At 71.9% G+C, this 15,252-nt stretch carries 12 protein-coding genes; 6 read left to right on the top strand and 6 right to left on the bottom strand.

What is annotated here, in order from left to right:
- Position 1: 1 nt before the first annotated feature.
- The 3 genes from ACFUEL_RS07675 to ACFUEL_RS07665 are packed head-to-tail and all read right to left on the bottom strand — an operon-like array spanning position 2 to position 3,883.
- Entirely contained in the window at positions 2-955 is a 954-nt protein-coding gene (locus ACFUEL_RS07675; protein ID WP_380235138.1) for a terpene synthase, read from the bottom strand.
- Positions 952-2,487, bottom strand: a complete 1,536-nt coding sequence (locus ACFUEL_RS07670) for a prenyltransferase/squalene oxidase repeat-containing protein (protein WP_380235137.1) — start codon at positions 2,485-2,487, stop codon at positions 952-954. Before ACFUEL_RS07670 ends, ACFUEL_RS07675 begins: the two co-directional genes overlap by 4 nt.
- Before the next feature lie 7 nt (positions 2,488-2,494).
- Complete coding sequence (locus tag ACFUEL_RS07665; protein ID WP_380235155.1) at positions 2,495-3,883, bottom strand: cytochrome P450; 1,389 nt, start codon at positions 3,881-3,883, stop codon at positions 2,495-2,497.
- A 316-nt stretch (positions 3,884-4,199) separates the two neighbouring features.
- On the opposite strand from ACFUEL_RS07665, the gene ACFUEL_RS07660 reads away from it, so the two are divergent.
- Positions 4,200-4,799 carry a GNAT family N-acetyltransferase gene (locus ACFUEL_RS07660; RefSeq protein ID WP_380235136.1) on the top strand — a complete coding sequence of 200 codons (600 nt, stop codon included), beginning with the start codon at positions 4,200-4,202 and terminating at the stop codon, positions 4,797-4,799.
- On the opposite strand, the gene ACFUEL_RS07655 is transcribed toward ACFUEL_RS07660, so the two are convergent.
- Positions 4,777-5,709, bottom strand: coding sequence for an alpha/beta hydrolase (locus ACFUEL_RS07655; RefSeq protein WP_380235135.1), 933 nt, complete (start codon positions 5,707-5,709; stop codon positions 4,777-4,779). The two genes, ACFUEL_RS07660 and ACFUEL_RS07655, sit on opposite strands and share 23 nt — an antisense overlap.
- Before the next feature lie 247 nt (positions 5,710-5,956).
- Entirely contained in the window at positions 5,957-6,544 is a 588-nt protein-coding gene (locus ACFUEL_RS07650; RefSeq protein WP_380235134.1) for a response regulator transcription factor, read from the bottom strand.
- A gap of 1,128 nt (positions 6,545-7,672) precedes the next feature.
- On the opposite strand from ACFUEL_RS07650, the gene ACFUEL_RS07645 reads away from it, so the two are divergent.
- Positions 7,673-8,488 (top strand): AraC family transcriptional regulator, encoded by an 816-nt coding sequence (locus ACFUEL_RS07645; protein ID WP_380235133.1) that lies wholly within the window; start codon positions 7,673-7,675, stop codon positions 8,486-8,488.
- On the opposite strand, the gene ACFUEL_RS07640 is transcribed toward ACFUEL_RS07645, so the two are convergent.
- Entirely contained in the window at positions 8,445-9,983 is a 1,539-nt protein-coding gene (locus ACFUEL_RS07640; protein ID WP_380235132.1) for an MFS transporter, read from the bottom strand. The genes ACFUEL_RS07645 and ACFUEL_RS07640 overlap by 44 nt on opposite strands.
- Before the next feature lie 374 nt (positions 9,984-10,357).
- On the opposite strand from ACFUEL_RS07640, the gene ACFUEL_RS07635 reads away from it, so the two are divergent.
- From ACFUEL_RS07635 to ACFUEL_RS07620, 4 genes are all read left to right on the top strand, one after another.
- Positions 10,358-10,603 (top strand): hypothetical protein, encoded by a 246-nt coding sequence (locus ACFUEL_RS07635; protein ID WP_380235131.1) that lies wholly within the window; start codon positions 10,358-10,360, stop codon positions 10,601-10,603.
- A gap of 381 nt (positions 10,604-10,984) precedes the next feature.
- Positions 10,985-12,613 carry a class I adenylate-forming enzyme family protein gene (locus ACFUEL_RS07630; protein WP_380235130.1) on the top strand — a complete coding sequence of 543 codons (1,629 nt, stop codon included), beginning with the start codon at positions 10,985-10,987 and terminating at the stop codon, positions 12,611-12,613.
- A 103-nt stretch (positions 12,614-12,716) separates the two neighbouring features.
- Positions 12,717-13,973, top strand: coding sequence for an aminotransferase class I/II-fold pyridoxal phosphate-dependent enzyme (locus ACFUEL_RS07625; protein WP_380235129.1), 1,257 nt, complete (start codon positions 12,717-12,719; stop codon positions 13,971-13,973).
- A 17-nt stretch (positions 13,974-13,990) separates the two neighbouring features.
- Entirely contained in the window at positions 13,991-15,124 is a 1,134-nt protein-coding gene (locus tag ACFUEL_RS07620) for an acyl-CoA dehydrogenase (RefSeq protein WP_380235128.1), read from the top strand.
- Positions 15,125-15,252: the final 128 nt, after the last annotated feature.

Genomic DNA, 15,252 nt, shown 5'->3' with positions numbered 1-15,252 from the left:
GTCAGTGAGGGCGTGACACGGGAGGGGAAGCGGGGAGACCGCCGAAGGGCCCGGTGGGACCGCGGTCGGACCCCCATCCCCGGAAGTCGGCACCGCTGTAGAAGGTGACCGACCAGTCGAGCAGGCGGAGCAGCTCGACGGCGGGCGCGAACCCGGCCGCCGCCAGCGGGTCGAGCTGCTCCTGCGCGGCGCGGGAACGCCGGTCGAGCTCGTCCCGCACCCAGCCGGGTGAGGTGTCGTACATCAGGATGTTGTTCTGACCGGGCTCGGCCCGCTCCCGCTCGAAGGTGGCCAGGTCGTTGGAGAGGCGCACGGCGACCTCGATCGTCTCCAGGGCGGCGTCCAGGACCGGCACGGCTTCGACGAGGCCGTCCCGCTCGTCGGTCGCCCAGCGCGGGAAGTGGGTTATCCACGCGTTGGAGCTGGCGGCGTACGCCAGGTACTCCTGCGGGTCGGAAGGGCCCTCGCCGCGGTCCCTGGCCAGGCCCGCGGTCCAGTCGTACCGCTCGCCGCGCAGGGCCTCGGCGAACCGGTCGCCCCACAGGCCGGCCAGCTCCGGGTAGCGGGGGGCGCGCTCCAGGGCGGACTGCCAGCCGGACAGGGAGGCCAGCAGGGGATGGCTGTCGTCCCGGCCGCCGCCCCGGACGACGGCCTCGCAGCGACCGAACAGGTCGTCGAGTTCGTCGAGGCTCCGGACGTTCTGCTCGACGTGGTCGTCGAGGGCGTAGGCCCACACGTACATCCGGGCCGCCGGCCCGAGCTCCTCCGCGCCGCGCCAGGGGCTGATCGCCGCGGTGGAGATCGCCAGGGCCTCGATCGGCGTGGCCCCGAGGACCTGCGGGTGCTCCGCCGCCCAGGACCGCAGGTCGGCCAGGACCTTCAGGGCCAGCACGGTGACGGGCACGCACTGCGCCGCGGAGGGGAGGGCGGGGCCGCCGCCGCGGAGCCCGGTCACGGCCGTGCCTGCTTCCCGGCCCCGACCAGGCGCTGCGTCGCGGCCAGGGTGCCGATGATCTCGGCGCGGACCACCCGCACCGGCGTGTACAGGTCCTTGTCGTGCCACAGCGGAGGATCCTCCCGACCGTCCTCGACGTGGCCCGCCAGGAACGCCCCGCCCGCCCGGAGCGCTTCGAGGGCCCGGCCGTCGGGGGCGGCCCGGTGGCCCAGCACCTGGAGGGCGTAGGCGGTCTCCTCGCCGGTGCCCTCCCAGCACCCCCACGACCCGTCGGCGCGCTGGGTGTCGAGCACCCAGCGGACGGCGCCGTCCAGGGCGGCGGACGTGCGCGGCCCGTCCAGCCGGGCCATCGCGGCGGCGCCGCAGGCGGTCGCGTAGTACGGGGAGGCGTGCCACTTGTCCGTCCACCGGCCGTCCGGCTGCTGCTGCTCGACGAGCCAGTCGCCCACCCGCTCGGCGGCGCGGTCGCAGCGCGGGTCGCCCTGTCCGCGGCGGTCCGCCAGGGCGACGAGGATGTGGGCGTTCGTCGAGGTGGAGGGCGTCCGCTCCTTGGGGAAGCAGGTGAAGTACAGGCCCGTGTCGTACGTCCACAGGCAGTCGAGCGGTGCCGGCTCCCCCAGGAGGTCCAGGGCGTGCAGGGCGGCCGACGTGTCGTCGGAGTCGGCCGGGAGACCCGGGCCGGCGGGCAGTCCGGTCGCGCCCAGCGCGGCCCGCAGGGTGTCCGCGACCCGGGCGGGGAAGTCGACACCCAGGCCGGAGCCGGCCAGCGCCGCCACCACCCAGGCCAGTTCGAAGTAGGTGATCGAGGTGATGCCCGAGACCGGGCCGCCGTGGCGCGCCTGGGTCTGCCACAGGTACTCCAGGCACTCCTTCGCGGCCTCCGGGTGGGGCGGGTCGCCCAGCCAGGCGGCGGTGGCGGCGGGGGAGGCCCCCACCGATCCGCCCGCCGGGGTCACGGTGGCGGACCGCACGGCCGGGGCGCCGAGGGCCTCCAGCGAGTGCCAGGTCTTCTCCGGTACGCCGGTGTGCCGGCGCAGCAGCTCGCGGATCCCGTCCAGCGTGCCGGTGTCGGCCCGGAGGTCCAGACGGCCGGGCCGCTCGCCCCGGTCGTCCGTCCGGGCCAGCCGCTGGTCGATCCGCTCGATCAGCCAGGGCACCAACAGTTCCACGGCGATGGTGTCCGGCAGTTCGACGTTCCGGGGGAACCGCCCGGCCAGCGCGGACAGCCCCGACCGCACGGCCCCGGCGACCCGCCCCGCGTCCGGCGCGCCGGCGACGGACAGCAGGGCGTCGACGGCGCTGAGCGTGGGCAGCAGCCCGTAGGCCCCCGGCCCGCCCCAGGTCCCGTCCTCGTGCTGCTGGTCCAGCAGGAAGTCCACGCGCTGCCGGTGGCCCTCCAGCCAGGGGGCGGAGACCACCATTCGCGCGCTCTCGTACACCGACGGCGAGGTGAGTCCGTAGGGATCGGCGATCATCTCGTCGACGATGCCCCGGGCCGCGTCGCGCAGGGCCGCGCGGGATGTTCGGTTCATGGAGCGCCTACCTCTGGTCTCGGAGATCGGTGGTCGTCGCGTTCCGCACCGGTTCGTGCGGGCGTTCCCGGAGCCTCATCGGAAGAGGGCCCGTCTTGAGCGTGGCGCGGGCGACGGGCCGGATCGGGCGGCCGTCGACCGGGGTCAGGTCCCAGCGGCCGACGATCCCGGCGATCACCGACATCGCCTCGTTGAGCGCGAACTGGTCCCCGATGCACTTGCGGCCGCCCGCGCCGAAGGGCAGCACCGACCGGCGTGCGGCGTCGCTCATCCCGCCGGGCCGCCAGCGGTCCGGGTCGAACCTCTCCGGCCGGGGGAACAGCTCCGGGTCGTGGTGCAGGATGTAGGGGCTGAGCAGGAAGGACGTGTCCGCGGGGAACGCGTGCCCGCCGAGTTCGCAGGCCGTGGTGGTGGACCGGGTGAACATCCAGGCCGGCGGGTAGAGGCGGAGGCTCTCCATCAGCACCTGCCGCGTGAACGGCAGCCCGGAGAGGTCCTCGAGGCGGGGCGTCCGGCCGCCGAGCACGCCGTCGACCTCCTCCCGCAGGCGGGCGCCGATCCCGGGGTGCGCGCCGAGCAGTTGGAAGGTGAACGCCAGCGCCGTCGCGGTGGTCTCCGACCCGGCGATCAGCAGGATCAGGACCTGGTCGAAGATCTCCTGCGTCCCGAGCGGGGCCCCGGTGGTCTCGTCCCGCGCGTTCATCAGGCTCGCGAGCAGGCCCGGGTCCTCGCCCTTCTTGCGCCGCACCTCGTCGATGATCTGTTCGGTGAGCTTGCGCATCTCCGCGATCGCGCGGGGGTAGTACCGGTTGGCCTTCGTGGGAACGAGCGCCAGGAGCCGCGCCGGGACGAACATGCGCCGGAAGAAACCGTCCATGAGGATCGGCAGCCATTTCTCCACCTGGTCCACCAGGGCGTGGTCCGCGGGCACCGAGAAAAGGGACCTGGTCGTGATGCGGAGGGTGAGCCTCGCCATCGCCTTGTCGACGTCGACGACCTCGCCCGACCGCCAGGAGCGCATCAGGGCTTCCGTCTCGTCCGCCATCAGATCGGCGTAATGGCCGATGTGCCGGTGGTCGAATGACGGCTGCATCAGCGGGCGCTGCCGGCGGTGATCGGCCCAGCGACTGGTGACCAGGCCGTTTCCCACCGCCTCGCGGCCCCGGTCGTAGAACAGGCCGCCCTTGTCGTAGAGCCGGGTGTCCTTGAGTATCTGCCGGAACAGACCGGGATCGCACGGCACGTAGGCGTCGCCGGGGCCCATTCTGACCCGCACCAGGTCACCGTGCGCCGGGAGCGACTTCAGGAATTCCAGCGGCTGCACGAGCAGGGGTACGACATGGCCTGCGAGGGGCAGGCTCCGGGGGGCTCTTCTGATGGCGGGTAGCTCCGGCATGGCTCCAATTACCTCAGAGCGGGGCGCCTTTCCGACAGGGGAGGAACGCCCCCGATCTGTCGCGCTTTCACCGCCTGTCGCGCTTTCACCGCCTGTCGCGCTTTCGGAGTCCGTCGCGCTTTCGAAGCGGAACCGGCCACGCCGGTCGGCCGCCCCGGCCGGATTCGGTGCCGGCGGGGCAGCCGCCGACGGGGCGCGGGCGGCGGCCCGGCCGATCCGGTCCCCGGATTTCCCCGAAACGGTTGAACATCTCATAAATCCGGGCGATGATCTGAGCGAATCCAATACCGCTGGCGGTTTCACCCTGGGGGTTGAAGTGAGCGATGTGACCGTGCGGCCCATGGCGGCCGCCGAACTGGAAACCGCGTGCCGAATAGTCGGGCTCGCGTTCGCCGACAATCCGAGCAATCTCGCCACCGTACGGGGTGATCAGAAGAAAGCCACCCGGGCGATGGAGCAGGGAACGCGCATCATCAAGCTCGGGAGCCCTTTCAGCCACGTGCTCGGCGCCGAACGGGAGGGCCGCCTCGTCGGCATCCTGAACGCCGCGGAATGGCCGCACTGCCAGATGAAGCTGGGCGAGAAGATCAGAACGGCGCCGGTGATGATCCGGACGATCGGATTCAACCTGCCCCGCGCCTTCAAGGTGATGAGTTCGCGGGCGAAGCACGAGCCCCGCGAGCCCCACTGGCACATCGGCCCGGTCGCCGTCCACCCGGACGAGCAGGGGCGCGGGGTCGGGAAGGCGCTGCTCAAGGCGTTCCTCGACGGGGTCGACGAGCAGGGGGCGCCGGTCTTCCTCCAGACGGATGTCGACCGCAACGTCCTGCTCTACCGGAAGTTCGGCTTCGAGGTCGTCTCCCGGGAGACCATCCTCGAGGTCGACACCCGTTTCATGTGGCGCGCGGCGCGCTGAGCGACCTCAGCACCGCGTGCAGCTCCCCGACGACCAGCCGGCTGCACGCGGCCGCCGCGGGCACCATGTCCTGCATCAGGAAGTAGCCGTGGACGAGCCCCGGTCCGGGCACGTGGCGCACGGGGACGCCCGACGCCTCCAGCTCGCCGGCCAGCCGCACCCCCTCGTCGTGGAGCGGGTCGAACTCCGCCGTGGCCAGCACCACCGGCGGCAGGCCCCGCAGGTCGGCGTTGAGCAGGTCGACGGCGGGATCGCCGCGGCGCTCCGGGTCGGGGACGTACATGTCGTAGTTCCAGGCCATGTCCTCGACGCTCAGCAGGTACCCCTCGGCGTGGTCGCAGGCCGCGGCGAGCTCCAGGCTCGGGTCCACCGGCGGGTATACCAGCAGCAGCGCGGCGAGGTCCGGGCCCCCGGTGTCGCGCGCGTCCAGGGCCACGCCCAGCGACAGGCTGGCCCCCGCGCTGTCGCCGGCCACCACGTGCTCGCGCCCCGGGAACGCCCCGGCCGTCCAGCGGGTCGCGGCGACGGCGTCGCGCAGCGGGACGGGGTAGGGGAACTCCGGCGGCCGCCGGTAGTCGGCGGAGACGACGACGGCCCCCAGCGACACCGCGAGCATCCGGCAGGCCCGGTCGTGGCTGTCCAGGTCGCCCAGCACCCATCCGCCACCGTGCAGGAAGGTGAGCACCCGGTGCTCGTCCGCCTCCGGGGTGTACACCCTGCAGCGGATCGAGGATCCGTCCTCGGTGTCGATCGTGCGGTCGGCGGCGGCGACGGCCGCGTAGCACCGCTCGTCCTCCCGGTAGGGGCGCGCCGAACTCGCCCGGTACCGCTCACGGGCCTGCTCGACCGTCAGGGCGCGGTCCGGGACCGGCGCGCCCCCGGCGCCCTGCCAGGCGATCAAGCTGCGCAAAAAGCGGTCCAACGGCATCGCGGGCCCCCTGCGGGCTGGTTCACTGATTCGATGACCGATGATAAATTCCCCGCCCCGGAAGGGCCATGGTAAAGGCCACTCAAGGAGGTGTGCGGATTGCACGGGCGCATGTGGAAATCCGATGCCCCTCCGTTCCGGATCCCCACCGCGGGCGCGCCGGCCGGCGGGAGCGAACGGGCCCGCCGGCCCGTCCGCCCGCACCGGCCGAAAACGCCGCCCCCGCGCGTCAGATCCAGTACGCTTCCCGTGCGATGCGCAGCGCGTCGATCCGGTTGCGCGCGCCGAGTTTCGTCACGGCGGAAAGGAGGTAGTTCCGCACCGTTCCGTCGGAGATGTGTAACTGTGCCGCGATCTCGCTGAGCGTGTCACCCTGCGCGAGCCGCTCGAGCACCGAGAGCTGCCGCTGGGAGAGCGGGCAGTCGTTGTTCCCCAGCACGGCCACGGTCAGCTCCGTGTCGAAGACCCTTTCCCCCTGGTGCACCCGGTGGACGGATTCGAAGAAGCGGTACGGGGAGGCGCTCTGCTGCACCATCCCGGCGATTCCGGCGGTGAACGCCTGGCGTATGACCGGCCGGGTGAACGATTCGGCGAGCAGCAGGCATCTGCATCCCGGCAGACCCGTTATCTTCTCGGCGGCGGTGACGACCTCGCCGTCCGCGCCGTCGAAGTTGAAGATCACGACATTCGGGTGGTGCACGTCGGCGAACTCGATCGCGTCGAGGTTCCCGACCACCGATCCGACGACCTGTATCCCGTTGGCCTGTTCGAGCAGGGCGGTGAGTGCGTGGCGGGAGACGTTCTTCTTGTCGGACACCAGTACGTTGATTCTCATACCTTCCCCCCAGGTAGAATTTCAGACTCTGGCCGAGCAAACGCGTGTCCCCGGGCCGGCCCCTTCGGAGGGCCCGGTTTCCACATGGTGAGAGCTGCGCGGCACTAAGGGGATGTCGAGAGCGTGCAAGCAGCGCCGAGGACCCCAGCGGCGGCGTCACGCCGTTTCCCGCTGAAGCTTCCGTCCCGGACGCCAAGACTCCCCCGTCGTGGCCTCGCGACCTTCCTGGACCCTCCCGTGATCAAGCGATCGAAACCGGAAAAATACTACAATGCGCTCCGAGGAACGCAAAGCTCATACCCGCCGCGCCGGACCGTTGCGCGCATGGCTCATTAACAACCCTTGACGTCCTGATGGTCAATTTTTGCCCGACAAGTGCGAACCCGGATTCCAGAAAAGCCCCGGCCGACCTCCGCTCCGGCGGCCGCGCGCCCGGGTCCGGCGCGGGCCGCGTGCTCCCGGCCGGGGCCGTCGGGCGGAGGAGGAGGCGCCGGCCGCCGCGCCGCCGCGCGGGCACTCCGGCGAAGGGCCGGGCCGGTCAGCGCAGGCCGGGCGGACAGGACGGGCAGGGCGGGCAGGATGGACAGGACGGGCAGGGTGGACAGGACGGGCCGGGCCTCGGGACTTCGTGGGCGTCGGCCGGGCCGGCGAGGACCGGCGGGGCGCCGTGGACATCAGCGACGGACAGGTCGGCCCCGGTCCCGGGCACGCGCCGCGGCCCCCTGATGCGGCGGCGGCCCGGGGAGCGGCGGCAGGCGGTCCCGGGCCGTGCGGGCGGGTCCTCCCGGTGGTCCTTCGACCACGCGGGCCGTCGCAGCGTCATCGCGGCCTTCGGCGCCCGGCGGGCGGGCCTTCCGGACTCCTCCTACGGCGCGGCGTACAGGGCGGTGAGCTCAGCCGCGCGATCTTCGACACACATGCCACTGCGTTCCCCAATCCTCCGTCAGGACCTCACGGGCCCCTGCCGCAGGAGTCTGGCACCAGCAACCTGGCTAGTTTCTGTACGCGTTCTGGCCGGGCCCCGCTCCCGGTCCGGCCGGGGGGCAGGTTCCGGCCATCGGACGCCAACGTCCCACATGCCGAAGGGAGTTGACGCTAGAGTCGGAGCCTGTGATCGGCGAACCGCACTTCACCCTCGACCTTCCGGCCGTCGCGAGCATGGTCGTCCCGCTCGCGGCCGGTGTCGATGTGTCCGCCCACAACCACCCGCAGCACCAGCTGACCTGGGCACCCACCGGCCTGCTGACCATGGAGGTGGGGAACTTCCGCTGGGTGGTGCAGCGTTCGCGAGCACTGTGGATCCCCGGGGGCGTGGACCACGCGGTCTACCCGAACTCGTCCGTGGCGATGGTCTCGCTGTACTTCGAACCGGACAGCTGCCCGCTGCGCTGGGACACCCCGACCGTCATCGACGCCACCGGGCTGATCGGACCGCTGCTGAGCCACCTCGTGACCCTCGGCGCCGGCGCCGAGGACCACCGCGCCCGGGTCACCGCCGTGCTGTGGGACCTGATGAAGCCGATGTCGGTGGCGACGATCCCGACGATCCTCCCCACCGACCCGCTGGCCCTGCGCGTCGCGCTCGCCATCAAGCAGGACCCCGCCGACCCCCGGGACCTGGAGGACTGGGGCCGGGAGGTCGGGGCGTCGCCGCGCACCCTCTCGCGCCGCTTCCGCGCCGAGACGGGCGTGAGCTTCGCGAGCTGGCGCACGTACGAGCGGCTGAACGCGGCACTGCCCATGCTCGGCATGGGACAGCCGATCTCGCGGGTCGCCCGCGCCGTCGGCTACGGCACCGCGAGCGCCTTCATCACCGCGTTCCGGCGCGAGATCGGCACCACTCCCGCCGCGTACTTCGGCGGGAGCGGTGCCCAGTCCGGGGTCACACGAGGGACAGCGGACTCTCCTCGTCCCGGCGGCGGCTGACCCGGCCGCGGTCGATCGCGAAGGCGATCCCCGAGATGACCACGGCGGCCGCGCCGATGCTGGTGCCCAGGACGGCCAGGGAGTTCAGCCCGTCGATCGACGCCTCGTCGGCGACCCGGACCAGGGCGGGCACCAGGTCGTGGAACTGCGACGGCACCGCCTCGACCACCTGGTGCCCCGAGCCGGACCCGACCTGGTGGGCGAACTCCTGCTTCAGCTCCTGCGGCACCGCGTCGCTCCCGGCGACCGCCGCGAGCCCGGTCGCCGCCCTGTCCTGCGCGACGTGGCTGAACATCGCGCCGAGCCCGGCGATGCCCATGGCCATGCCGACCTGCCGCAGCGTGGCGAAGGTCGCGGAGGACATGCCCGCGTTCTCCTGCGAGGCGAAGGTCAGCGACGCCGCCTGGTTGATCGCGGTCAGGGCGCCGATGCCGAGACCGCCGATGATCATGCCGGGCAGGAAGTGCGTCCAGTCGTCCCCGTGACCGTAGTTGCCGAGCAGGAACATGCCGACGGTCACCATCAGCATGGTGGCCGTCAGCCCGACGCCGATCGGCACCCGCTTGGCGAAGACCGGGGTCACGGCCGCGGCGAGCATCGCGCAGGCACTGATCGGCAGCAGCCGCAGGCCCATCTGCAGCGGCGTGTAGCCGAGCGCGCCCATCAGGAACAGCGACAGGTAGGTGGCCGCGGCCATCAGGGTGGCCATGTGCGCGACGGACACGACCGCGGTGCCGGTGAACCCGGGCTTCTTCGCCATCGAGACGTCGAGCAGCGGGTGCTTGGCCCGGGTCTGCCAGTACAGGAAGGCGATCAGCAGGACGGCGCCGGTGACGAGCAGGGAGACGACCGTCCCCGACGTCCAGCCCAGCGCGTTGCTCCGGGTCAGCGCGAACACGGCCGAGACCAGGCCGCCGGTGAGCAGCAGCGAGCCGAACCAGTCGGCGCGGCGGCCCGGCGTGCTCGTGGTGGCGGGCATCTTCAGCACGGCCAGCAGGATGACGGCGATGCCGATCGGCACGTTGATGGTGAAGATCGACCGCCAGCCGAACTGGGTGACCAGCGCACCGCCGATGACCGGGCCGAGGACGGTCGCGCTCGCCATCACCGCCCCGTAGATGCCGATCGCCTTCGCCCGCGCCCCGGCCTCGGGGAACGCGACGGCCAGCAGCGGCAGCGTGGTGGCGAACAGCATCGCCGCACCGATGCCCTGCACCACGCGCAGGACGTCGAGCGCCACGATGCCGCCGGCCAGCGTCATCGCCAGCGAAGAGGCGGTGAACACGGTCATGCCGGCGATGAAGAGGAGCTTGCGGCCGAACCGGTCGCCGAGCGTGCCGAAGGTCAGCATGAGGCCGGCCAGCGGAATCGAATAGGCGTCGACGATCCACTGCAGCCCGTCGATGGAGGCGTTGAACTCGGAGCGGATGTCGGCGAGGGCGGCGGAGACGACCATCGCGTCGAGCATCAGCATGAAGATCGCGACGCAGACCATGAACAGCACTGGTCCCGGCCGGCGCGATGCGATATCGACCGGCGTGTTCCCATGCCTGGTCGTCGCAGTCGTGGACATGGAAACTCCCTGGAATCGGGTGCGGATGTCAGCTGCGGAGAAGCCACCCGTGGATGACGGTCGGGCGCCGCACTGATCACGCTAAATGCCCGGGGACCGTTCAGGAACGGCGTTTGAGGACGGCCGGTTTCGCGTAGCGGACAACTTCCGTCCGCCCGGCCGGGGCGATTTCGCGTAGCGGACACATGACTGTCCGTACCGGTCGCAAAGGCCCCGGGGGATGTCCGGCGCCCTCCGTGATCGATAGTTTTCCCGCAGCGCACACTCCTCGCCCCCGACTCCCAAGGAGCGTTCCGATGAGCCGCTGGGCCCGGCGCACGGCACCGGTGGCCGGGCCCTCGACGGGCACCGGCCGGGCGGCCGCGCGACTCCTCGCGGCCCGGGGCTCCCGCGTCCGCGGCACCGGCCGCACGCCCGAGCAGGTTCCGGCCGCCGGCCGCCTGCGCGGCGCCGAGCGCCCCGGACGCGCCCCCGGGGGCCGGGCGCCGGTCGACCGCCGCGCCGAAGAGGCCGGACGGGTCGCCCACGACATGCGGTACTGACCGCCCGGGCGGATGCCCCGTCCACCGGCCTGACCTGCCGGAACGTCTTCTTCCATTTACGCCGCTCCTTTCGGAGCCGCGACGTCAAAGCCCGGTGCCGTAATGGTGCACCCCCGGTCGTGCAGAACTCATATTGTTCTGCCGACGACGGGTGAACTATGGTCGGGGAGCCGAGAAGCCCGTCGAACGAAGGCCGAATCCGATTCGTCAGGGCATGACGAAACGGCCATCGATGTCGATTTTTTCGCCGATGGCTGCGCCATGCCTTTTCCGGCCGTCCCTGAAGTTACCGGATCACCAATGTATCCGTACGAGACACCAAGGGCAACCATGACGACTGCCGTTCCAGAATTCCTCAAAGGATATACCCGCAGCCGGGGATTGAAACGCATTACCCCGTTCTCCCGCACGCCGGCCACCGGCCGTTACGGCGAGGCGTGGCACGTCGCGGCCCGGCGCTTCCCGGACCAGCAGATCTTCCTGTCCCGGCCCGCCGACATCGCGCCCGGAGCGGGCACCCGCTTCACCTACCGCCAGTGGGCCGCGCTGGTCGACGACGTGGCCGCCCGGCTCTACGCGGCCGGGGTCCGCCCGTGGGACCGCGTCGCGGTGATGAAGGCGAACCACCCCGACGTCCAGGTCATCGGCTCGGCCGCGGCCCGCATCGGCGCCATCCCCTTCCAACTGGCCTGGAACCACGGCAACGAGGTGGCCACCACGCTGCTGGAACGCATGGAGCAGCCGTTCCTGGTGACCGACCCGGGCCGGCTGGAGACCGCCGAACTGGACGAGCGGACGCTGACGGAACTGACCCGCCGGACCATCGTCATCGGCGCCGGCAGCCGGCTCCCCTCCGGCACCGTCTCCTTCGAGAGCCTGGCCGGCAGCCCCGCCGCCCCCGTCGAGCTGCGCGCCTTCGACGAGCCGATGGTCGCCACCCACACCTCGGGCACCACCGGCATCCCGAAGCTGGCCCTGCACAGCGCCGAGACGCTGCACGCCATCGCGCACGTCCAGACCGAGCGCTGGGGCGGGATGGGCTTCAGGCACAGCGACACCTTCGCCTTCTTCGACCCGTTCTTCCACCAGCACACCCTGACCGCGCTGTTCGCCATCGCCACCGTCGGCCCGAAGTACCTCGCCGTCGCGGACGTGCCCGACGAGAACATCGCGGACCTGCTCGCCGAGCACCGCCCCACGATCGTCGACATGCTCCCGAACATGTACCTGCACCAGGAGCACCTGCTCGACGACCCGCGCAGGCTGTTCAAGCAGGTCCGCTTCTACATCAGCTCCTTCGACGCCGTGCACACCCGCTCGATCCGCCGGTTCCTGAACGCCTCCGACGTGCGGCTGCCGGTGTGGGTGCAGTCGTGGAGCCAGACCGAGAACGGCGGGCTCGTCCTGCGGCCGTACTTCAAGTCGGTGGTGCGCGAGGTCGGCCAGTTCCCGCCGCCCACCCAGTACATGGGCTGGCCGCTGCCCACGGTCGCCAGGATCCGCATCACCGACCCGGTCAGCGGCAAGGAGCTGCCGAAGGGCGAGGTGGGCCTGGTCGAGATCGACCAGCCCGGCCGCTGCCTGGCCTACGTCGGGGAGCAGAACCGGCACGACAACAAGGTCAGCGGCTGGTGGTGGAACACCGGCGACCTCGGCATCAAGTCGCGCAGCGGCATGATCCGGCTGGTCGACCGGGAGATCGACCGGATCGAGGGCACCAGCGGCATCGCCATCGAGGACGTCCTCCTGGACCGGCTGCCCGAGGCGAGCGAGGTGGTCGTGCTGGCCCGCCGCGGAGGCAGGCCCGGCGTCGCCTACGCGACCTACTCCGGCCGGGAGATCGCCCCCGAGCGGTGGCGCTCGGCACTGGCCGGCCTGCCCGCCCTGGAGGACCCGATCCACCTGGACTGGGACGCCATCCCGCGCACGGCCAGTTGGAAGGTCAAGCGCGTCGCGCTGCGCCAGCAGCTCTTCGACGAGACGCCGCTCGGCACGGGCAGCTGGAGCTGACCCCGGCTCGCGTCCGCGCTCCACGCCCCCGGGGCACCGGACGCCCCCGACGCACCGAACGCCCCCGACGCACCTGACGCACGAAAGAACGGGAGAACTTCTCATGCTCGGGAACTACCAGCACCAGATGGTGCGACGCCTCCAGGAGAACTGGAGCATGAACGCCGTCCGCACCATGCAGTCGGAGGGCAAGTCGCCCTACTTCCGCGCCATGCAGTCCGCGAACTCGCCCCGGGTCGAGATCGACGGCGCCCCCCGCATGATGCTCGGCTCGAACAACTACCTCGGCCTCGCCGACCACCCGCTGGTCGTCGAGGGGGCGCGCAAGGCGCTGGACCGCTTCGGGGCCGGGTCCACCGGCAGCCGGCTGCTGAACGGCACGATCGACCTGCACCTGGAGCTGGAAGCCGAGATCGCCGACTGGTACGGCACCGAGGCCGCGATCGTGTTCACCACCGGGCACCAGGCCAACCTGGGCACCATCGGCACCCTCGCCGGCCGCGGTGACGTGATCGTCACCGACGCCGACGCGCACGCCTCGCTCCACGACGCGGCCAAGTTCACCAACGCGCAGACCGTCCGCTTCCGCCACAACGACGTCGACAGCCTCGCCGAGAAGCTGGCCGCGGCGGCCAGGCAGGAGAGACCGGCCCTGGTCACCGTCGACGGGGTGTACTCGATGGAGGGCGACCTGGCGCCGGTCGACCGGATCGCGGAGGTCTGCCTGGAGCACAACGCGCTCCTGCTGGTCGACGAGGCGCACTCGGTCGGCGTGTTCGGCCCGAACCTGACCGGCGTCACCGAGCTGTACGGCGTGGCCGACCGGACCCCGCTGCGCACCGGCACCTTCTCCAAGAGCATCGCCACCGTCGGCGGCTTCGCGGTGGGCTCGCGCGACCTGATCGACGCGATCCGGACGAACGGGCGGTCCTTCCTGTTCACCGCGTCCGGAGTGCCGGCCGCCGTCGGCGGGGCGCTCGCCGCGGTCCGGCTGATCCGGTCCGCGGAGGGCCAGGAGCGGGCCGAGCGGTGCCTGGCCAACGCCCGCTTCCTGCGGGACTCCCTCGTCTCGCTGGGGGTCCCGCTGGCCGACCCGGCCGTCGGGCCGGACGGCGCCGAGATCGTGACGCCGATCGTCCCGGTCGTCGTCGGCGAGTCCCTGCGGGCGTTCACCACCTGGCACGAGCTGTACCAGCGCGGGGTGTTCGCCGCCCTCGCGCACTACCCGGCAGTACCGCTCGACCGCGCCCTGCTCCGGCTGGCCGTGACCGCCGAGCACACCTTCGCCGACCTGGAAGAGGCGGCCGAGGCCATCCACGCGGTGCTGGAGCTCGACACCGAGCGCCAGCTGGTCGCGTGACGAGAGAGGTGGAGACCATGACGATCCGTTTGATGGCGACCGAGCGCGCCGCCCTGCAGCGCTTCCTCCCCGGTCTGCAGAAGGAGCTGTCCGAGTACGGCCTGCTCGAGCTGGAGGCCCGCGACAGCCAGGTCGTCGCGCTGTTCAAGAACTCCGACGCGCCCGCGCTGGTGGCGTCCGAGGAGTGGGGCGGTCTCGGCGCGTCCGCGCTGGAGGCGACCCGGGTGCAGCGGGCCATCGGCGCCCTGTCGCCCTCGCTCGGTGCCGCCACCACCATGCACCACCTCTCGGTCGCCACGCTCATCGAGCACAGCGCCACCGGCACCGCCGACGAGAAGGAGCTGCTCAAGGGAGTGGTGCAGGCACGCCTGCTGCTGTCGTCGGGCTTCTCCGAGGGCACCATCGGCACCAGCGCGGCGAGCGCCTTCAAGCCCACCGTCACGGCCCGGGCGGTCGAGGGCGGCTTCAAGGTCAACGGCCGCAAGCAGCCGTGCAGCCTGTCGGGCTCGATGGACCTGCTGACCGCGAGCGTCGCCGACGAGGAGACCGGCCGGCGCGGCGTGATCGTGATCCCGTCCGCCTCCGAGGGGATCAGCACCGAGAAGTTCTGGGAGACCCCGGTCCTGGCCGCGTCGCAGAGCGAGACGGTCGTGCTGAAGGACGTCTTCGTGCCGTCGGAGCTGCTGTTCTGGAACGACGTCGACGACCCGACCGGCCTGCACGAGAAGACCGGTTACGTCTGGTTCGGCCTGCTGATCTCGGCCACCTACCTGGGCGCGGCCTCGCTGCTGCTGGAGCGGATGCTGGAGAACCCGAAGACCGACCCGATGCTGTACGCCGAGGCCGCCGGCGAGATCGAGACGTCGATGGCGGCGCTGGAGGCCGTCGCGCGCGCCTTCGACGAGGGCGACCGCTCCGACGAGCTCAGCGCGCGGGTGCTCTTCGTGCGCGAGCAGATCCGGCACGGCATCCGGCGCGCCGTGTCGACCGCGGTGGACTCGCTGGGCGGCATCGCCTTCATCAAGTCCCCCGAGATCGCCTACCTGTTGGCGGCGGTGCAGGCGGCCGGCTTCCACCCGCCGTCCCGCCGGGCGACCGCGGACACCCTGCACGCGTACCACGCGGGCACCGACGCGGTGACGCTGCACTGACCGAACTGCGCCCCGGCCGCCGGAGCCGGCCCCCGCGGCCGGCGCCCGGGGCGGGGCCCTCCCGGCCACCCGCCCGCGGTAGCCGAACACCGTTCCCGCCCGCCGGTCGCCTCAACCCAGCAGGCCCA

The organism is Kitasatospora sp. NPDC057198, from assembly GCF_042670125.1.
Classification (GTDB): Bacteria; Actinomycetota; Actinomycetes; order Streptomycetales; family Streptomycetaceae; genus Kitasatospora.
Note: the sequence above shows the minus strand (reverse complement) of the source record. Positions and strands in the feature narration are given on the sequence as shown.